The sequence below is a fragment of the Collinsella aerofaciens genome (genome assembly GCF_027679495.1).
Classification (GTDB): Bacteria; Actinomycetota; Coriobacteriia; order Coriobacteriales; family Coriobacteriaceae; genus Collinsella; species Collinsella aerofaciens_AK.
Genome location: NZ_JAQEKC010000026.1, coordinates 1 through 19,977, shown reverse-complemented (window position 1 = coordinate 19,977; position 19,977 = coordinate 1). Strand labels below are relative to the sequence as shown.

Annotated in this window: 16 protein-coding genes; 3 read left to right on the top strand and 13 right to left on the bottom strand. The window is 61.6% G+C overall.

Annotated elements, in window-relative coordinates; genetic code table 11:
* Positions 1-47 precede the first annotated feature (47 nt).
* The 7 genes from PGW49_RS08800 to trhA form a co-directional block, all read right to left on the bottom strand.
* Positions 48-1,892 carry a magnesium transporter gene (locus PGW49_RS08800; protein WP_270226276.1) on the bottom strand — a complete coding sequence of 615 codons (1,845 nt, stop codon included), beginning with the start codon at positions 1,890-1,892 and terminating at the stop codon, positions 48-50.
* Positions 1,893-2,212: 320 nt separating this feature from the next.
* Positions 2,213-3,619 (bottom strand): polysaccharide deacetylase family protein, encoded by a 1,407-nt coding sequence (locus tag PGW49_RS08795; protein WP_270226275.1) that lies wholly within the window; start codon positions 3,617-3,619, stop codon positions 2,213-2,215.
* Positions 3,620-3,691: 72 nt separating this feature from the next.
* Positions 3,692-4,447, bottom strand: coding sequence for a PRC-barrel domain containing protein (locus PGW49_RS08790; protein ID WP_195361872.1), 756 nt, complete (start codon positions 4,445-4,447; stop codon positions 3,692-3,694).
* Complete coding sequence (locus PGW49_RS08785) at positions 4,447-4,836, bottom strand: YtxH domain-containing protein (RefSeq protein ID WP_035136593.1); 390 nt, start codon at positions 4,834-4,836, stop codon at positions 4,447-4,449. The genes PGW49_RS08790 and PGW49_RS08785 overlap by 1 nt, the downstream gene beginning before the upstream one ends.
* A 136-nt stretch (positions 4,837-4,972) precedes the next feature.
* On the bottom strand, positions 4,973-5,806 hold the full coding sequence (locus tag PGW49_RS08780; protein WP_270226274.1) for a cyanophycin synthetase family protein: 834 nt from the start codon (positions 5,804-5,806) through the stop codon (positions 4,973-4,975).
* Positions 5,807-5,830: 24 nt separating this feature from the next.
* Positions 5,831-7,204, bottom strand: coding sequence for a hemolysin family protein (locus PGW49_RS08775; RefSeq protein ID WP_055285343.1), 1,374 nt, complete (start codon positions 7,202-7,204; stop codon positions 5,831-5,833).
* A gap of 110 nt (positions 7,205-7,314) precedes the next feature.
* The gene (gene trhA, locus PGW49_RS08770) at positions 7,315-7,998 is read right to left on the bottom strand and encodes a PAQR family membrane homeostasis protein TrhA (RefSeq protein ID WP_006235740.1); all 684 of its coding nucleotides are present in this window, start codon (positions 7,996-7,998) and stop codon (positions 7,315-7,317) included.
* Between the two features lie 186 nt (positions 7,999-8,184).
* On the opposite strand from trhA, the gene PGW49_RS08765 reads away from it, so the two are divergent.
* Positions 8,185-9,150 (top strand): alpha/beta hydrolase, encoded by a 966-nt coding sequence (locus PGW49_RS08765; protein WP_270226273.1) that lies wholly within the window; start codon positions 8,185-8,187, stop codon positions 9,148-9,150.
* Between the two features lie 133 nt (positions 9,151-9,283).
* Here the strand turns inward: PGW49_RS08765 and PGW49_RS08760 are convergent, their stop codons facing one another.
* From PGW49_RS08760 to PGW49_RS08735, 6 genes are all read right to left on the bottom strand, one after another.
* Positions 9,284-10,489, bottom strand: a complete 1,206-nt coding sequence (locus tag PGW49_RS08760; RefSeq protein WP_270226272.1) for a DUF362 domain-containing protein — start codon at positions 10,487-10,489, stop codon at positions 9,284-9,286.
* A 109-nt stretch (positions 10,490-10,598) separates the two neighbouring features.
* Positions 10,599-12,452: an ABC transporter permease gene (locus tag PGW49_RS08755; RefSeq protein WP_416335479.1), complete on the bottom strand. Its 1,854-nt coding sequence runs from the start codon at positions 12,450-12,452 to the stop codon at positions 10,599-10,601.
* Between the two features lie 821 nt (positions 12,453-13,273).
* Positions 13,274-13,987, bottom strand: a complete 714-nt coding sequence (locus tag PGW49_RS08750) for an ABC transporter ATP-binding protein (protein WP_270226270.1) — start codon at positions 13,985-13,987, stop codon at positions 13,274-13,276.
* Positions 13,988-14,240: 253 nt separating this feature from the next.
* A complete protein-coding gene (locus tag PGW49_RS08745; protein ID WP_270226269.1) occupies positions 14,241-15,446 on the bottom strand; it encodes an ABC transporter permease in 1,206 nt (401 codons plus the stop codon).
* A complete protein-coding gene (locus tag PGW49_RS08740; RefSeq protein WP_270226268.1) occupies positions 15,433-16,620 on the bottom strand; it encodes an ABC transporter permease in 1,188 nt (395 codons plus the stop codon). The genes PGW49_RS08745 and PGW49_RS08740 overlap by 14 nt, the downstream gene beginning before the upstream one ends.
* Positions 16,621-16,629: 9 nt before the next feature.
* A complete protein-coding gene (locus PGW49_RS08735) occupies positions 16,630-17,568 on the bottom strand; it encodes an ABC transporter ATP-binding protein (protein ID WP_270226267.1) in 939 nt (312 codons plus the stop codon).
* Positions 17,569-17,765: 197 nt separating this feature from the next.
* Here PGW49_RS08735 and PGW49_RS08730 point away from each other — a divergent pair, with 197 nt between their 5' ends.
* Together PGW49_RS08730 and PGW49_RS08725 are read left to right on the top strand one after the other, a co-directional pair.
* The gene (locus tag PGW49_RS08730; protein ID WP_270226266.1) at positions 17,766-18,911 is read left to right on the top strand and encodes a sensor histidine kinase; all 1,146 of its coding nucleotides are present in this window, start codon (positions 17,766-17,768) and stop codon (positions 18,909-18,911) included.
* Complete coding sequence (locus PGW49_RS08725) at positions 18,908-19,537, top strand: response regulator (RefSeq protein ID WP_227790507.1); 630 nt, start codon at positions 18,908-18,910, stop codon at positions 19,535-19,537. The genes PGW49_RS08730 and PGW49_RS08725 overlap by 4 nt, the downstream gene beginning before the upstream one ends.
* Positions 19,538-19,977: the final 440 nt, after the last annotated feature.

The window sequence follows — 19,977 nt, the reverse complement described above, 5'->3', positions numbered from 1 at the left end:
CTTTTGCTTGGTGCCCGACTTTTGCTTGGTATTTTGCACGCGACCACCTAACCCATGACCGACATGGTGAGCAGCACCGCAGCGGCGCAGTACGCTACGCACGAGATCATGACGGCAATAACGTTCATGGCAGTGCCCGACGTGTTGAGGTCATGCTCGTCACGCCAGAACAGCACCATCAGGTAAATCACGGCGCTCATGTTACCAACCAGGCAAATGATGGCAGCAATATTAAAGCACCCGGTAAAGAGTTGCTCCTCAAACATGGGCGCATCGGGGAACGCAGCGGTGCGCACCAGCTGGGCGCACAGGTAGGTCACGAGTGACAGAATCAGGCCCATGCCCGTGCTCTGGAAGAAGAACCCCAGATACGGCTTGGGCTCGTCGTCGTGACCGTCATACTCCAGGAAGTAGTTCTTGACGAACGACACCATGCGCGAGGCCGCCAACAGCACGAGTGGCATGGCGCACATGGGGAACACCACCAGATGCGCGGAGCCGAGCGCCGTCCCCAGCACCGTTGCCATGATGCACGACGCGATGCCCCATACAACAACCCAGTACTGGCGATGCACGAACCAGCTGAGCACGTTCGTCGAGTCGTCCGACGCGCTATCGCCCGAGCCGACACCGGCGATCTGCAGGTCCTCCTGATGCTCCTCGGCGATAACGTCCATGGCGTCGTCGAAGGTTACGATACCCAGGATATGACGGTTCTCGTCGCAGACAGGGATGGCAACCAGGTCGTACTTGGTCATCTCGTCCGTCACGTCTTCCTGGTCCTCGTCAGGCGACACATAGACCAGGTCGCGATAGGCCAGCTGACCCAGCGTGGCGTCGCGGTCGGCTACAATCAGCGTGCGCAGCGAAAGCACGCCGGTCAGCATGCCGCTCGGATCCTCGGTATAGACGTAATAGACACTCTCAAAGTCCTCGTCGAGTTTGCGAATCGCCTCGATGGCATCACCGACCGTCGCCGTGGCGGGCAGCGAGACAAACTCCGAGGTCATGATGCGGCCGGCGGTGTTGTCCTCGTAGCCCAACAGATTACGAATCGCCTTCTCCTCCTTGACGCCCATCAGGCGCAGGAGCTTCTCAGCCTTCTCATAATCGAGCTCGTCGATCAGGTCGGCAGCGTCGTCCGGGTCCATCATGGCCAGCATCGACGATGCGTCGGTATCGGACAGGCCCTCGAGCATCTCGGTCATGAGCTCGTCGTCATCGAACTCCGAGATGGCCTCGGCGGCCTGTGCCGTATCGAGCTGCGCGAACACCTGCGCACGCAGGCGCGGGTCGAGCTGCTCGATAATGTCGGCAATGTCAGCAGGATGCAGCTCGCCAAGCGTCTTGTGCGACACCGACAGCTGAATGTTTTTAGTCGAACGGTCGAGCAGGTCCATGTAGGACCAGGCGATGATGTCCTCGCCGAGCGGTTTGCCCAGGTGCTTCATAAAGCTCTCGACGACATGCTCGAGTGCGGGGCTGATCGCGCGCAGCAGACCGCGGGCACCAACTTCGGCACCTAGCAGGCGCAGCTGATTTTCGCCCGACATGGAAAACTTGATGTCGTTTACGCGCACGACCTTCATACCCTGCGTGTCGACAATCTGTTTGTTGAGCACGTCGCGCGCGAGCAAGAGCTCGGTCGGCTGCAGGTACGAAAAACGGATTTCGGTGGCCGGCGACTTAAGGTGCACACCCGTCTCGTCGATACGATCGACCCATTTGCGCCAGCTGATCATAAACGGCGTCTTACCGGGCCCGCGGAACGCGAGCGACGTTACGTGCGGAAAAACTTCGCCGGTAGCAATGCCAAAATCGTTCACAACGCCGAGCTTTTCGCCATCGACGTCCAAGACCGGCAGTTTGAGCATCTCACTCAGATAATTCACTGGTGCTCCCCATCATTATCCCTTCGGACTGCGGCCATGCCGGCACGCCGTCCGTGGACTTTTAGATATGTATACGCATGCGCGGGCGGCACGCCGCTCGGCGCTCACACCCCGTGCATGCGCAAGAAGCACCTGCAAGGGGTCATCGACTGTATGGTCGAGGTTTGGATTTCACCTGCAACCTTTCTCTTGACCCTTGTTATCCGCAGTAACTATAGCATCAGCATCGCGCCGTGGCGTCAAATTTATGCTCCAAACATCGCAGGCATACCAAACGCTGACGCATCCGTGACATAGTCATTGGGGACATTCTTAAGCGACTAGTCTGTGGTGTCGTCATCTTCGGCGAGCTGGGGGAACACGGCATTTTTGGGCATGGTGACCTTCGTCAGCGAGGTGAGCTTTTTGCTCAGCGATGTATCCGTCTTGACCAGATCGCTCAATGTCACGATTTTGTAGCCGTCGGCAATAAGCCCGTCGATAATCTGCGGCAGCGCCTCGAGCGTCTGCTCGGCACATTCATCGTTATCGGTCAGCAGCACAATGTTGCCCGGCGTCACCGAATCGAGCACCGTCGAGACCTGCTCGTCGGCACCGTTGAGCAGCCAGTCGCCCGAGTCAATATTCCACGAGACCACGGCGGAGACCAGGTCCATCGCATCAATCCAGTTTTGCTCGTCAAAGGCAGCGTAGGGAGCACGCAGCAGCATCGTCTTCACGCCGGTCGCCGACTTAATCGCATCGGTGCCTTTCGTGATCTGTTCGCGTACCGCCTCACGGTCCTGACCCTTGAGCGAATCGTCGCTGTAGCTGTTGGATCCGATCTCGCACCCGGCATCGACAATCGCCTTGGCCGTGGCAGGCGAGGCCTCGGCCGCATCGCCCGAAAGGAAGAACGTCGCGGTGACGCCCTTTTCCTTGAGCACCTGCAAGATCTGCTTGGTAGCGCCGCTCGGACCCTCGTCAAACGTCAGCGCCACGTACTTTTTGTTGCCCTTGGGCGCCACGCTGGCGCACGCAACAACGCAATCGGTGGCGGGCACAACCTCGCCGCGGTCTTGCGTCTTGCCCGACTGCTCACCAACCCACACCTCGGAGCGGCCCTGGACACCCCACGTCTGCACATACTCGATAGCGCCCGTACCCTCGACCTTGAGCTTGGGCTCGATAACCGTAGCCTGAACCTCGTGCTTCTCGTAGGTGTTACGGCCATCCTTGACCGTCACCTTCTCGCCGCCCTCAAGTTCGCGGCTATCCCATTTGCCTTGCTTCACGCGCTTGCCGTCGACCTTCACCGACAGCTTTTCGCCCCCATGGCGCTTGAGCACGCTGTCATCGACGGCCAGCAGGTCGCCTGCATCGTAGGTGTCAGTCAAATCCTGTTCGTCGATGAGATTCTGCAGCGTAGAGCCCACGCGCACCGCGGTCTTCTGGCCGTTGAGCTCCACGTCCACACTGCGGTTGACGTAGCCCACGACGGCAGCGATAAACAGCACGAGTGCGCAACCCACGGCGATGAGCGCATAGGGCAGGCGAGACGAACGACGGGGTGTGCGGCTGTTGCCGATGCGAGCGCTGCGGTCGCTAAAGCCGCGGCTATGGTTGAGATACATCGCGCCGGGCTTACGGTGACGCTTGCGCTGACCGCTGGGCAGCTGCCCCAGGTCGCGGCGCGCCGTCGGACGCGCACCCGAACGCCCGTTTAAGTTGGATCCGTTTTGGCGCATATGCCCTCCCCCATAAACACAGCAAGCCGGAGCAACAGGTCTCCGGCTTGCCTCCCATCATTTGGTACGTCGCTATTTTGTAGCTTTTGACGAGCCTCCGCTCGCCTTTTGGTATTCGTCCTTAAAGGCCTTGAACATGCCGCGCGTCTTGCCGAGCTGCTTGCCCAGTGCGCGACTGCCCTTGTCCACGGCAACCGATCCCTTGTCGTCGAGCACCTTGGCGCCCTTTTTGACCTTGTCGCCCACCACGACGCTGGCCTCGGCGGCCTTGGCAGCCGCACCGCCCGAATACCCGAGCGACTTGACCTCGTCCGAGACGACCATCGCGCCGTTCTCGTAGCCGCGCAGCATCGTCGGCGGCACCTGCGTGTCACCAACCAAAACACTCGAAGCAGCACCGGCGGTCACATAGAATGCCTGCACGATGCCCGAGCGCGGCTTGAACTCAACGTCCGAGCAATAGCCCACGACGTCGCCCGATTCCGTGCGCACGTCCATACCGACCCAGATGATGCAATCGTCCAGGTTGATGTCGAGGCGCTTGGCCGCAGCGGTATCGTAGGTGCCCTTGACGTCGTCAACCGCGATGGCGCCCTCGTAGACACCAATGGCGTCGAGCGCTACGAATCGGTCGGGACGCTCGATCATACCCGCGATATCGGACTGGCGGACCATAAAGCCGACCACGCGCGTACCGCCCGGGGTAAAGACCGGAAAGTGAATCTTTCCGAGCTTTTTAGGGCTGCGCGGTGTGCCGTCCTTTTTGGTACGCTTGTCCTCAGTAGGCTTGCGATAGATCTTGGCGCCGACAAAATCCCCGGCGCGCATTATGCCTCGGTCGAGGGCTCCGCAGCCTCGGTATCAGCCTCGACGGCGTTCTCGACCACGACGTCGGCGGCAGGCGTCACGTTGCCGCCCGAAATGGCGTCGTTGAGCTGCTCGCGCAGCTGGTCCATGCGCTCGCGGGCCAGGTCGACCTTGGCGCGCAGGTCGTCGGTCTTGGCGTCGACCATCGGGCCAAAGTCATTCACCGCAGCACGGGCCTCCTCGGCGCTGTGCTCGTAGGTGTCGCGCATATTGTCCCAGGCGTCGTTGGCGATATCGGCAGCCATGGCGCGGGTCTCGGCGCCCGAGCGCGGGGCCAGAGCAACGCCGACAATAGCGCCGGCAGCGGCACCAAAAAGTGCGCCGGAGACAAAGCTGAAAGTCTTACCCATGATCATTCCTCTCCTGCGGGCACGTCGGTGCCCACCGTTTGAATGTTGTCCATTATACCCGCAGCGCATCACTTGCCGCTCCGCTCATCTACGTACGGCAAAAGCGCAGGTATGTGATGGTGATAAACGCGTAGGCCTACTCTTGGGGCATAGCCGGCATGGCCGCCGTGGCACCCGGGTCCTCGCCGGCGCCGTCCACGAGCGGCAGGCTGCCCTCATGCGCAGGTCCTGCCGGAACCGTCGCCGCGCCGCCAAAGACAGCAGCGGAAGCCTCGTGGTTCTCGGCAACCGCGCCCTCGGTATCAATCGCCACCTGGGGCTCGTCGTCAAAGTTGGGGACACCCTGGGGCTCGGTGGGAACAGGCTCGGCGGTCGCATCGGCAACGGGCTCGGCGTCGGACGGCACATCGCCCTCGTCAGCGCCCTCGTCCTCGGCAGCATCTTCGCCGTTCGCAGCGGCGACGGCCTCGCGAGGATCCTTGCCCTCGGCCTCGGCGCGCATGCCCAGCACCAGGTTGCGCAGGCCCGCGACTGTGCCTTCCACGTCGGGGGCAGGCTGGTCGGCGTGCAGGTATGCCCAGTCCATCATAAAGGTGGCCGAAGACAGCGCGCCGATGGCCAGCGCGTCGTCGGGGCACGAAAGCTCAACCTCAAAGACGCGCTCGTCGTGCTCGCTTACGCGCGTGCGGCCGCACGAGATGCTACCGGCAAGACCGGTCTCGTTCATGAGCTCAACCGTCACGTGCTCCAGCAAGTGGCAGAGCTCGGTCTGGCCCATGCAGTCCTGGAACTCGCGGCCGGAATCGCCCAGGCACAAGTGCTTGGCAATCGCCGGCACCAGGTAGTACACGCGCGCCGTGGCCTCGATGTCCTCCGAGGTCATGAGCGGCATGCCGGGGTTCACCAGCACATGCGCGCAGATCTTGTCCTCGCTGACGGTGACCTTAAGGATGTTGAACAGGCCTGCCATAACTCTCCCCTACTCTTCCTTGTCCTACTCGTCGCCGTCGTGCGGATTCGCGGAACCCGCACCCGACGTCGTCGGCTCGTCTACCGAAGACTCGGAATCCTTCTTATCGGTTTCGGCCGGAGCGATCACGCGAATGAGCGAGATGCGCTGGCCACGCATCGACTGCACCTTGAACTTGTACCCCGCAACCTCAAATACCTCTCCGATGTCGGGCACCGAGTCGCAAAGCTCCAAAATCCAGCCGGCGATGGTCTCATAATCATCGCTTTCCTCGAGCGGCCAACCAAGCTCAATCGCGTCATCGCACGAAAAACGCCCATCAACGAGCCACTCGCGGCGCGAAAGGCGCGTGAGATACTTGTTGTCGGGGTCGAACTCGTCCTCGATCTCGCCGACGATCTCCTCGACGATGTCCTCGATGGTGATGATGCCGGCCGTGCCGCCGTACTCGTCCACGACCACCACGATCTGGTCGTGCGAGGTCTGCATCTCGGACAGCAGCGGCAGGATGTCCTTGGTGTCGGGCACAAAGGTGGCGTCGCGCAAAAAGCCGGCGATGGGCTGGTCGCCCTTGCCGTCGAGCGCGGGCTGAATCAGGTCCTTGATGTGCGCGATGCCGGCGACGTTGTCGGGATCCTCGTGATAGACGGGGATGCGGCTAAAGCCGGTCTGGCGCATGGTGGACAGCACGTCGGCGACCGTCTCGTCGTCCTCGCACATGGTGGTGTCCACGCGCGGCACCATGACCTCGCGGGCAACGGTGTCGCCTAGGTCGAAGATCTCGTGGATCATGCGCTTTTCCTCGTCGAGCAGGTCGTCCTGCTCCGAGACCATGTACTTGATCTCTTCTTCCGAGACGTTTTGGCGGTCGTCGGCGCTCTTGATGCGCAGGATGCGGGCCAGGCCATCGGAGCAGGCGCCGGTCAGCCACACGAGCGGACGGGCGATCTTTTGGAAAAACGACAACGGTCCCACGACCTGCTTGGACACGCCCTCGGCATTGGCCAGGCCGATGCGCTTGGGGACGAGCTCGCCGATCACGATGGACACGAAGGCGACCGCGACGGTGATGATGACCGGCGCCAGGCCGCGCGCGATGGCGGAGAGCGGCGCGATGCCAAAGCTCATGAGCCACGTGGCGAGCGGGTCGGACAGACTCGTCGAGGCGACGGCGGACGAGGCGAAGCCCACGAGCGTAATGGCAACCTGGATGGTGGCGAGCAGCTGGTCGGAGTCGGCAGCCAGCTTAATGGCACGCTCGGCGCGCTTGTCGCCTTCCTCGGCCTCGTGCTCCAACACGGCGCGCTTGGCCGTGGTGAGCGCCATCTCGGACATAGAGAAGTAGCCGTTGATGAGGGTCAAAACGAGGGTGGTGATAAGGGAGATGGTTATGTCCATCGGGAGTTTCTCGAACCTCCAAGATTCGGGACGTCAGGTTAAAACGTTGATGGCGGATACGGCAATTGCACCGGCGCCCAAACGAGAACGCGGGCGCGCAGGCATGGTCGCTAGATTACGAAGAGGATCACCGCCATGAACTGGAAGATGCTGCCGGCGAGCACCCACAGGTGAAACACGCTGTGCAGATAGCGCACGTTTTTGGCGATATAGAACGGCACGCCCGCGGTGTAGCACACGCCGCCGACGGCGAGCAGGGCAAGTGCCACGGGGTTGAGCAGCGCAACAAGTTCGGGCAGCTTAAAGACAACGAGCCAGCCCATCAGCAGGTAGACCAGGCCGCTTACCCAATGCGGCTGGCGCTCGCGTAGGAAGCACTCGAGGGCGATGCCGATGATGGCGATGGCCCATACGGCAAAGAACAGCACAGCGCCGCCGTCGTTTGCGAGCGTGATGAGGCAAAACGGCGTATAGCTGCCGGCTATGAGCAGGTAGATGCAGCTGTGGTCGATGATGCGAAACACGCGCTTGGCGCGCGCGGGCTGAATCGCGTGGTAGAGCGTGGAGGCTAGGTATTCGAGGATAATGCTGACGCCATAGACAATCGCCGCGGCCATATGGGCCGGGCCTCCGCCGCGCAGGGCGGCGAATACAATCAGGAGCACCAGACCCGCGATACCCAGCAGGCAGCCGACACCATGGGTGACGGAGTTCATGATCTCCTCGCCCACTGTGTAGTGTGGAACGACCGCGGTCTTGGGTCGCGGCTTAGAACTGTCGCTCGAATCGGACATGCCGGTTACATCCTCCAACGTAAAGAGTTCTCAACACTATATCAAAGCGTCTAGGTACGTGCGAAATTTGCACCATACGTGACCCTTTGTTTACCCATTCTTTGCCTGTTGACGCATCAACGGCGAACGTCCATAATGCGCTTGCATTAAATGTTGATGTATTAACATCTTATAGGAGAATACCGCATGGCTCAAAACGCACGTTCCCATCGAAAGCTCAAGATAGCCGGCATCGTTGCACTGGTGGTTGTCGTTGCGCTGCTCGGATTTGCCGGCAACTTTCTGTTTGACTTCGCGCTGAATCCCCGCGCGCCATACACCATGAAGATGATGCAGGATAGCAAGAACGACAAAGAAGGTGAGCAGCCGGATGCCGAGGATACCGAGGCGCGGGCATGGTTTAAAGAGAACCGCAAGAGCAGCAACCTCACCGCGGACGACGGGACCGAGCTTGCCGCCTGGTATTTTGCTGCGTCGGAGAGCACGCACGACTACGCCGTCTGCCTGCATGGATATACCAACGAGCCCATCGGTATGGCCCGATACGCCAAACGCTTCCACGACCGTGGCATGAACGTACTCGCACCCGCCGCCCGCGCCCACGAGCGCTCCGGCGGCGACTATATCGGCATGGGCTGGCCCGAGCGCCTCGACATCGTCGCATGGATCGAGCGAATCGTTCAGGCTGACCCCGAGGCGCGCATTCTTGTCTTTGGCGAGTCGATGGGTGCGGCAACCGCCATGAACGTCGCGGGGGAATCTCTGCCCGCAAACGTGAAGTGCATTATCGAGGACTGCGGCTATACGAGTGTTTGGGACGAGTTTTCTCTGCAGCTCAAGGACGTGTTCGGCCTGCCCAGCTTTCCCTTGCTCGATGTAGCAAACTTGGTGTGCAACGTGCGCGCGGGCTACGACTTTCATAAGGCGAGCAGCGTGGAACAGCTCAAGCGCGCGACGGTTCCCATGCTGTTTATCCACGGTGACCAAGACACCTTTGTGCCGTACAGCATGCTCGACCAAAACTACGACGCGTGCGCCAGCAAGGTCAAGCAAAAGCTCACCGTCCATGGCGCCACCCACGCCAAGAGCGCGCAGGTCGACCCCGAACTCTACTGGAACACGGTCGACGACTTCCTCGACGAGTATTTTTAGGCAAATAGTACGGTTTACTGGCCTATCTGACCCCCTAGCACTTCCGAAAAGCCGCCCGTGGGCACTGTGCTCACGGGCGGCTTTTGCTAACAGTTGTGCTACAAAGGCGCTTGTTTTGTCTAATAGCTAGGTGCTACTTGACCTCGATGAGCTCGTACTTGCTCGTGCCCAGGCCGATCTTCTCGGCGTGCGCGATGCACACGCGCCAGTCGGTGTCGGGATGCGTGATGCAGAAGGGATCCTTGGCCTGCTCGCCCTCCAGATGCTCGTGGTTGTGCTCCATCTTGGCCGCGCTATCGGTGAGCTCGGTGTTGGGCAGCGGCTCAGACGCCATGACGGCGTCGGCGCAGGCCTGGTCGATGGCGACCGGGTCGAAGCTCGCGAACATGCCGATGTCGTTGACGATAGGCGTATCGTTTTCGGGATGGCAGTCGCAGTTGGGACTGATGTCCATGGCAAGCGAGATGTGGAAGCTCGGGCGGCTGTCGACGACGGCCTTCGTATACTCGGCGATCTTGCAGTTGAGCACGTCGGCCGCGGCCTCATAACCGGGCTTGATGCAGTCCTGGTTGCATGCCGCAATGCAGCGTCCGCAGCCCACGCAGCGATCGTGGTCGATGGCAGCCACGTGCACCGTGCGAGTAGCGCCGCTGGCAAGCTCGCGCTCGCGGGTGCCGTCGAACGAGATAGCGTTGTGCGCGCAGATCTTTTCGCAGGCATGGCAGCCAACGCAGTGCTCGGTCGCGACGTTCGGCTTGCCGGCGGCATGCTGCTCCATCTTGCCGGCACGGCTGCCGCCTCCCATGCCCAGGTTCTTCATGGCGCCGCCAAAACCGGCCTGCTCATGGCCCTTAAAGTGGGTGAGGCTGATCACGATATCGGCATCCATGAGCGCCTGACCGATCTTGGCCTCGTGCACGTACTCGCCGCCCTCGACCGGGACGAGCGCCTCGTCGGTGCCCTTGAGGCCGTCGGCAATGATGATCTGGCAACCCGTAGCATACGGGGTAAAGCCGTTCTGGTAGGCGGTATCGATGTGCTCGAGCGCGTTTTTGCGGCTACCGACATAGAGCGTATTGCAGTCGGTGAGGAAGGGCTTGCCGCCCAGCTCCTTGACGACATCCGCGACGGCGCGGGCGTAGTTGGGGCGCAAAAAGCTCAGGTTGCCCAGCTCGCCAAAGTGAATCTTGATGGCGACGAACTTGTTCTCAAAGTCGATCTGCTCGATACCGGCGTGACGGATGAGGCGCTTGAGCTTGTCGAGCTGGCTCTCGCGAGCATGCGTGCGCAGGTTGGTGAAGTACACCTTAGCGGGTGCTGCGGGTGCAGTTGCGGTCATAGATCTATCCCCTCGGTCTATATGGCGTTACAGACATAGAGGATGGTACCAGTTAAAGCAGAGTTAAAGTCAAGTACGGCACCTAGTCATTGGGGACGTTCTTAAATGACTACTCTTGGACTTTGAGTGCCTCGGCCAGGCCCACACGTTTGATGGAACGCATGTGCAACAGCGCCACGACCAGGTAGGTTGCAAAGCCGATTCCTGCGCACGCCGCCATGGACCAAGCGGGCACGTAGATCTCGATATTGCCGTTGTAGGCGAGCAACATCGAGCGGAAGATGGCCGTGAGCGAGCCAATAATGACCGGCAGGCTCAGCACGAGTGACGCTGCCACGCACAACGTGATCGAGCGGATGTACAGATGCGAAATCTCGCTATCGCGATAGCCAAAGACTTTCATGTAGCTGATCGAACGGGCGCTGTGGTCGATCACAGCCTTGGTCAGCAGGTACATAAACAGCAGGAAGATGAACACCGCGAGCCCGATCATCATTCCGATCATTTTGCTCATCATGCCGATGAACTGGTCGCCCACGGCCCGCATGTCGTCGGGCGTGGTGTCGCCGGCAAAGTAACGAGCATCGAGGTCGAGCTTCTCGTCGCTCACATAGCCGTTAAAGTAGGCGGCGTCGTTGCCGAACAGCTCGTTAAAGTCGTCGATACTCATATAGATATTCATGTCCGACTTGGAGCCCCAGGCACAGTCCTTGCCCGCGTACTCAAGGGAATAATGCTCCCCCTCGTACTTGTCGATGAGCGTGACCTTCTGGCCCTCGCTCCAGCCAAACTTGTCGAGCAGGCCGCCGCCAAAGACGACGCGCCCATCGCCAACGTTGAGGTCTTTCCAATAGCGCGAATCGGGCGAGATGCCGTAGACGGAAATCGTCTCCTCGCCATTACCATCGCCGCGGTCGTATTGCAGCTGGTAAACGGCATATTTCTCGGTCTGCGCAATCTTGTCTGCACCGTTATCGGTCGTGTTAACCGGGTGAATGTCGTCGTTGTCAGTGTCGATCTTAGAGGCCTTGTCGATCAGGTCGATAGCCTCGTCGCGGTTGCAGCCGAGGGCATCGGCAGGGTCATCGAGGCGCGCATAAAGCACATCCTTCTTGTCCTGGACGTTTGCAAGCGCATCCTGCGCCGCAGTCAGGCTCTCGGCAGACGGAGATGTGGTCGCGGCATCGGCTGCCGCCTGCGCCGCATCGGCCGCGTCGTCAAGCTCGTCATCGGCATCCTGAGCGGCGGAAAGCAGCGCGCCGTCAACCGACTGCAAGCGCTCGAGTGCCGACCACTGCTCGCGCTCCTCGGCAGTACCCTCGAGCTCCAGCGGCGCCTTGAGCGTGTACTGGTGCTCGGCGACCAGGCCTGTCTCGAGGTTGTCGGCGTAGTGCGTCATCGTGGGCAGGATCGCCAGGCCAAAGAGCATCAGCAGCGAGGCAAACGCAATGCCCACAAAGAGCGTGGCGAAGTTACCCAGGTTACGCAGGAAGATACGCAGGCGGAAGCGGGAAACAAAACCCATGCGCTCCGGCAGCTGCAAGCCGCGCTTGGTGCCCGATTTGCCGCTCGCCTCGTGGCGAAGAAACTGCAGCGGCGTCTTGTCCATCTTGCGAAGCAGGCCCACCAGCGTGATGAGGATGAGCGCGGCGGCGGGAACCACGGCACACTTCACAAAGATCTCCCAGCTCCAGTACACCTGGAAAGGCGGCAGGCTGTACGAACCGTAATAGAGGCTGCGCATGGGCTCGGTAAAGAACACAACGCCGAGCGCAGTGCCCAAAAGCGCCGCGACCACGCCCACGATGGCGGGAAGTGCCAGGTAGTGCAGCACGATCTCGCGTCGACGATAGCCGCTGGCGAGCAGCGTGCCGATGATGGCGCTCTCCTCCTCGATGGTGGCGTCGGTAAGGACCACAAAGACAAACGCCATGATCACGATGATGATGTCGAGCAGCGTCATCCACATCATGGAGTCGCCGTCCACGTCGTCGCGCGCATAGCCAATGCCCTGGTTGGAATCGGCGTCGATCAGATCGTCCACGCGCGCATCGGCGTTGGTCAGCGCCTCGACCATATCTTGCTCGGCGTCAATGCGGTCCGCGGTGGGGAGGTCGCGATCGGTAAAGGTGAAGGAGTAGGTGTAGGCGGGTGCGCCACCGGCATCCTCGAGCGCGGCAAAGCCGGCGTCGGTGACCTCGGCCACGCCATAGGTGATGGTGTTCACCGTAAAGTCCGAATTGTTGAGGAACAGCGCCTGGCTATCGGGCTGGGTCATGATGCCGCAAATGGTGTAGGTGCGACCCTCAAGCTCGACCTTATCGCCCACGGCGAGGTCGTTGTTGGTGGCAAAGACACGGTCGATGGCTACCTCGTCGTCCGCCTTGGGCTGCCTACCTTCGCAGTAGGACGCGATATCGACCTTGGTGCGGTGCGCATAGGTGCGCAGCGTGCGCTTGGTGCCATCGTCACCGGACGCCTTTTTGATGATGGCGTCGATGGAGAAATTCTTGTAGAGCGTGACGCCGCCGACGTCGCCGGCTGCATCCTCGGCGGCCTTGAGTTGATCGTCGGTAACCTCGAAGGAGGTGGTCACGCGGCCGTCCTCAATCGCGTACGCATCGCGCATGTCATCGATAAGGCAGCCGATGGAATGCGCTGCGAGCAAAAATCCCGAGGTGAGAGCGATGCTTCCGCACATAAGCAAAAAGATGCCCAGGTACTTGCCGATATTGCGGTGCAGCTCGCGCGGGAGACGTTTTGCGAGAGGTGTCATGGCGCCGCCTACCAATCGAGCTCGGCGGCCGCGACGGGCGACTCGTTGAGCTCATCCTCGACGATGTGCCCGTCGCGCAGGCGCAGCACGCGATTGGCCATGCGCGCGATGGCGGCATTGTGGGTGACAATGATGATGGTGCAGCCGTAGGTGCGGTTGACATCCTCCATGAGCTGCAAGATTTCCTTGGACGTCTTATAGTCGAGCGCGCCCGTGGGCTCGTCGCACAGCAGCAGGCCCGGGTTTTTGACGAGCGCACGGCCGATGGCACAGCGCTGCTGCTGGCCGCCCGAGACCTGGCGCGGGAACTTGTTGCGATGCTCGTAAAGGCCCAGCGAACGCAGCAGGTCGTCGATGTTGAGCGGCTTTTTGGACAGGTGTGCCGTGACCTCGATGTTTTCCTTGATGGTGAGATCGGGCACCAGGTTGTAGAACTGGAAGACAAAGCCCAGCTCACGGCGGCGATACTCGCCCAGGTCGGTAGGTTTGAGCACCGTGAGGTCGCAGCCGTCCACCAAAATAGAGCCAGCGTCGGCATCCTCCAGGCCGCCGATCAGGTTAAGAAACGTCGACTTGCCCGAGCCCGAGGGCCCCAGCATGACGCAGATCTCGCCTCGGTTGATGGACGTGTCGATGCCATCGAGTACCGTCAGGCGCGCATCACCGTCGCCGTAGTGCTTTTTGAGATCCTTAACCTGGACGTAGGCTTCCTGCGTTGCCATGGTATCCCCCATTGTTAGCCTAGTACTACTTTATGAACGTAATAGTAAACCTTGGCGAACTATTTTGGGGCGAGAGTGGGGATTTGTTTCAGACTAGTCATTGGGGACGTTCTTAAATGACCAGTCACAAGGGACGCTCTTTCGCCACCCGGCAGTTGGGGACGCTCCTTATCTGCCCCCGATGGCTAGTCATTTAAGTCTGTCCCCAATGAATACTTTTGGTCGTTTAAGTCTGTCCCCAATGAGTAGGTGTCTAGGCGTGGGATTTGTTGTGGGCGAGGGCTAGGCCTACGGCGGCGATGGCCGCGGCAAAGAGCACTGTGACGCCCAGATCGCAAGCGATGTCGCCCAGCACGGTGGACGTCAGGTCCGCGGCGAGCGCCTTGCCAATCGCGTCGTTCACCCAATACGTCGGCACAAAATGCGCCGCGGTCTGCACGGCTGGGCCCATCAGCGACAGCGGCATCCAGGCGCCGCCCAAAAACGTCATGAGCATGCCGAGCAGGTTGCCCACACCGTTGAGCAGCTCCTCACGCGCACCCAGGCTCGAAAGGGCAAAGCCAACGGCCAGAGGCGTGCACGCCAGGGCAAACGTCGCCGCCAGCGCCAGGCACACACGACCCACGCCGACCTCGGCAACCGCGCCGGCAAAGCCCACGACGCCCATCATGCTCGACACAAACCAGATGCAGACGGTGATCACAGTGGCGGCCGCAAACACGGCGAGCGAACGCCGGCGCTCGGAGATTGGGCCGGCATCCATACGACGCACGCGCTCGGGCTCGTTCATGCCCGAGAACACCAGCCCCACCGATACGATGACCGACGAGATAATCGCGTACGCGCCAAAGTTGAAATACGACTTGAGCATGGCGGCGGCAGTCGAACCAACCTTGACCTGCTCAATCTGGACCTCGGCGCGCTTGGCGGCGGCATGCTCGGCGGCCTTGGCGACGCTACCATTAGAGGCGGCGGGCTCTAGGGCCGCTGCAGCGCCCGCGAGCGAAATCCAGCGCGAGGCCTCAGCAGACGAAAGCGCCGCCGCCATGGTGCCGGCGCCGTAGGTCACATCGAGCTTGGGCAGAGACTCCCCCGCGCGGGCGGCTGCAACAAGGTCGCCCTCAAACCCCTCCGGGATAAAGAACACGCAGTCGGCGCTACCCTTGGCGCTGTTGCTCTTGGAGAGCGCGTCCGCAAGGTCGTAGGTGTCGTCGCCGATGCCCGTGACCAGCTCAAAACGCGAACCCAGATGCTTGGCAAGCGCACGCGAAAGGTCGCTATTGTCGCGGTCGACCACGATCACGTTGGTGTCGTAGGGCTTGTACTCGGTGAGCTGCGACGAGTTCCAGCTCACCGAGGCCGCGATGAATACGCCCATGAGCGAAATGAACACCGTGTAGATGAGCAGGTAGAACGGGTGCGCGAGCGCCATGCGAAGCGCAGTCTTAAAGGTGCTCATAGCGGCTCCTTCCAAAGATCAGCGTAGCGGCGGCGACAAACACCAGCGTCATGAGGACCAGCACGCCGGCGCGAACGGCAAAAGGTCCCAAGTCTTCAAAGAAATACAGGCGGTTGAACATGTCGCAGATAAGCTTGACGGGGTTGAGCCAGCACTCAGCCGGGCAGGCGCGGGCGACGTCGTCGGCAAGCGCCATCGCTGGCTCGCCGTAGAGGCCGGCGAACAGGGCGCACGTGGTGGCAAAGCCTGTGAGGATGCCCGACTTGGATGCCTTGCCGCCCTTAACGGGAAGCGTGCCCACAAAGAGTCCCAAGCCCGTGGCGGCAAGCGCGGAAGCGGCGCCGCCCACCAAACACAGCCCCTCGCGCCCGCCAAAGTCGACGCCCACGACCAGGCGCACGTAGCCGATTGCGATCGCCATCGAGGCGAAGGAAACCAGCCACGAGCCCACAAAGATACCGGCCAGCGACGCCGTTTTGGAAAGACCGCCCACGCAGCGACGCGCGCCAAGACCCGACAGATTGGGCTGCAGGTCGATGACGCTCAAGGCGGCAAACTCGGCAGACATCATCGCGACCAGGCCAAAGAGCGCGTAATAGTAGATGACCGTGCCGTCGGGTGTGGTGCGTGTCAGGCTTACGCGGCGGGTGCCGCCCTCGAGCGACAGGGCGCGCGCAACCGCCTCGGGGTCGGCGAGCGCCGCCGGGTTGTCCTGGGCAATCTGGGACATGAGCTCGGCATTTTGTGTATACGAACTTGCCACCGTCTCCAGGATGCTGCGATCGGTGAGCACCGATGATGCGCGCGAGCCGTCGTAGCTCGATAGCAGTGTGAGCTTGGGTACGCCTGCGTCGTCGACCGTATAGATGCCCGCAACCTCGCCGGACTTGAGTGCTTTGCGCGCGGCAGCCAAGTCTTCGTACTCGCTCACATCGAGCAGCTGATTCTCGCCTTCCTTGGCAAGCGACGTCGCCACACCCTTAAAGGTCGAAGCGTCCCAAGCCTCGTCCGCCACGACGGCAACCGGCACCGGGTCGATCTTGCCGTCGGAGCTGAGGTTCGCAAACATAAACATGAACATCGTGGAAAGTGCGATGGGAAAGAAAGCGCCCCAGACCCACGTGCTCGGCCGGCGCAGCAGCGTCTTGACCGTAGTGATGATGGTGTTGAACATGACTGCCCCCTAGTCGCGCAGCTCGCGGCCGGTGATCTCGAGGAACACGTCGTTGAGGGTCGGCGGTTCGGAATAAATGCGGCCGAGCGCCATGTCATGCGAACGCAGCGCATCGAGAATGTCCGTCAGGTTATGCGGGCTCGCCTCGCACGAAAACGTGAGCTGGCCTGCCGTCGCCGACAGGTCCAGGACATGCGGCAGGCTCGCGACGGCACCGAGCGCCGCGCTCGGCACCTCGCCGACCTCGATCACGATCTTCTCGCCCATCTGGATCATGCGCTTGAGCTCGTCGTTGGTGCCCTGCGCCAGCACGCGCCCGCCGTCCATGATCATGATACGGCTGCAGATTTGCTCGACTTCCTCCATGTAATGGCTGGTATACACCACCGTGGCACCTTCGTCGCGCAGGCGGCAAATGCCCTCCAGGATGGCGTTTCGGCTCTGCGGGTCGACCGCCACCGTGGGCTCGTCAAAGAAGATGAGCTCGGGCTTGTGCGCGATGCCGCAGGCGATGTTGAGGCGACGCGCCAGGCCGCCTGAGAGCTTGCCGGGGCGGAACTTGGCAAAGTCGCCCAGCCCGACAAAGTCGATCGCCTCGTCCACCAGCGCGCGGCGGCGCTTGCGGTCGTTGACGTAGAGGCTGCAGAAATAATCGATGTTCTCGCGCACGGTGAGCTCGTCGAACACCGCCACCTGCTGCGGGACCACGCCGATGCGGCGCTTGAGGTCGTAGCGGGCGGGCGTCATGGGCTCGCCGAACAGCTCGATAGTGCCTTTGTCGTAGGCGAGCAGCTGCAGAATACAGTTGATGGACGTGGTCTTGCCCGAGCCGTTGGGGCCCAGCAGGCCAAAGATCTCGCCGGGGGCGATGCTCAGGTTAAAGTGGTCGAGCGCAATAAGGTCGTCATAGCGCTTGACGAGGTTTTCGACGTGGACGATGTCTGTCATGAGGCGGCCCTTCTGTTGATTGCGGCCCGGTACGATTGCATCATCGCAGGAGCCGCCGGCGCGCGCCAGTGAGCTTTGTCACGAGTGCGGAGCTTGGCCGTGCGGCCTGCCGATGTCCCCGCTTTGCCGCGTGGGAGGAATGTCACGGTTGCGCAGGCGGTCCCTCCACCACGCGCGGCTTCGCGTACAATACCCGTATGAACAGGCTTTTCGACAAATCGATCGTTCTGGCGTGCTGTATTGCGGCCGCCATGGGCCTTGCTGTGGACGCTCACCTGGTCGCGGCGTTTTGCCTTGGCGTTATTGCCACCTCACTGGCCGAGGTCGCACAGGGGGAACGCACGCGCCGCGCAAGCAAGACCGCAAGTTACGTTTACATCATCGCGGCTGTCTTCGCGCCGCCGTTTGTGCCGTTTGCGCCTCTCGCCCTCTATGACATCGCGCGACGCGTGCGCCGTGAACGCATCTGGCCCGCGCTGGCGATTGGCGCCGTGTTTGTCTGCGCGCTTGTCGCGGACCTTCGCGGCGGCGCGCTCACCACCCGAACGCTGCTGCTAACCGCCATCCTTTCGGTCGCCGCCACGTTGCTGTCGCTGCGCACCGCGCAGCTGGAGCGCGAACAGGAACGCATGCGTCGCACCCGCGACAAGCTGCAAGAACGCGCCCTGGCACTCGAGGCACGCAACCGCGACCTCGCCGACCGCCAGGACTACGAAGTCGAGCTCGCGACGCTCGCCGAACGCGCCCGCATCGCGCGCGAAATCCACGATAACGTGGGCCACCAGCTCACGCGCGCTTCGCTTCAAGCCGAGGCCTTGCGCGTGGTCCATGCCGATGAGCCCGACGTCGCCGCCGATTTCGCCGACGTCAAACGCACGGTTGACGAGGCGCTCCAGCTCGTGCGCGCCAGCGTCCACGCGCTCAACGACAATGCGACTGACCTCTCCGTGCAGCTCGAGCGCATCGTTGAAGGCGCACGCTCGGACAGCGGTCCGCAGATTGAGCTTGAGGTTTTGGCCGAGCATGCGCCCGCCAACGTCGCCAACTGCTTTGCGGCGGTGCTGCGCGAGGCGCTTTCCAACGCCGTGCGCCACGCCCATGCCAAAACCATTACCGTGCGGTGCATGGAGCATCCGTCGTTTTACCAGCTCATCGTTACCGATGATGGCGCGGACGCGACCCCGGCGAGCAACAGCAACGTCGTAGAAGGCATGGGGCTCGCCTCCATGCGCGAGCGCGTCGAGGCGCTTGGCGGAACCTTCACCGCCGGCCTGCGCGCCGGCGCCCCCGGCTGGCGCGTGTTTGCCACCGTCCCCAAACAGCAAGGAGATGACGCCCGATGAGGCTCATAGTTGTCGACGACGACCGCTTGGTGGTCGATTCGCTCAAGATTATCCTGGGCGCCCAGCCGCAGATCGAAGTGGTGGGTACCGGTGCCAACGGCGACGATGCGGTGGCGCTCTACGCCGAGCACGCACCCGATATCGCGCTGCTCGACATCCAGATGCCGGGGCGTGACGGACTTTCGGCGGCACGCGAGATCCTCGAGCGCGACCCTTCGGCGCGCGTGGTGTTTCTGACGACATTCTCGGATGACGAGTACATTGTGTCGGCGCTCAAGCTCGGCGCCCGCGGCTACCTGATCAAGACCGATGTCGCCGCCATTCCGCCAGCGTTGGCGCAGGTCATGGACGGCAAACGCATACTCGAGGGCAAGGCGATCGAGGACATCGATTTTGACGGAACGGGCGTCGAGGCGGGCGCGCCCCGCCGGCCCGCAGCCTTCGCCAGCCTGACCGACCGCGAGTTCGAAGTCGCCGAGCTCATCGCCCGCGGTCTCGACAACAAGGAGATCGCTGCCACCGCCTATATGGGCGAAGGCACCGTGCGCAACCACATCAGCTCGATCCTGGCAAAGATGGGCCTACGCAACCGCACGCAGATCGCCATCGCCTATCTGCGAGGGTAATTACCCAACGACCGACCGCCCCGGCATAGCAAAATGGCTGTTATCGATTTAATGCCATTTCAAAACCATGCCGGATTACGGGGCTAAACTCAGGGCCCCATCCATACTTGCGTTTTCTGCAAGATGACGGCTCGTCTACCTGCGGTTTTATTTTCACGAATATCGGCATGGTTGGGGACTCGTGATTCAGCCCCGTAAACCGGCATAGTTTTTTCGGACGGCCCTGTACGAGCGCCTCCGCAAGCCTCGTGAAACCAAGATGACCCGTTTCCCTCAGTCCCCGGGGGATCATTTGACGGTGCCCGCCACGAAATCGGCCCATCTACTACGTTTGACTCGGTACCCCTGACCATGCCTTCGTTTTGAGCAAAACCGCAGGCGTTCTACCTGCACTGATAATTGTTCTCGGGGGAAGCGGGCACTGCGGGGCGCGGCAACGG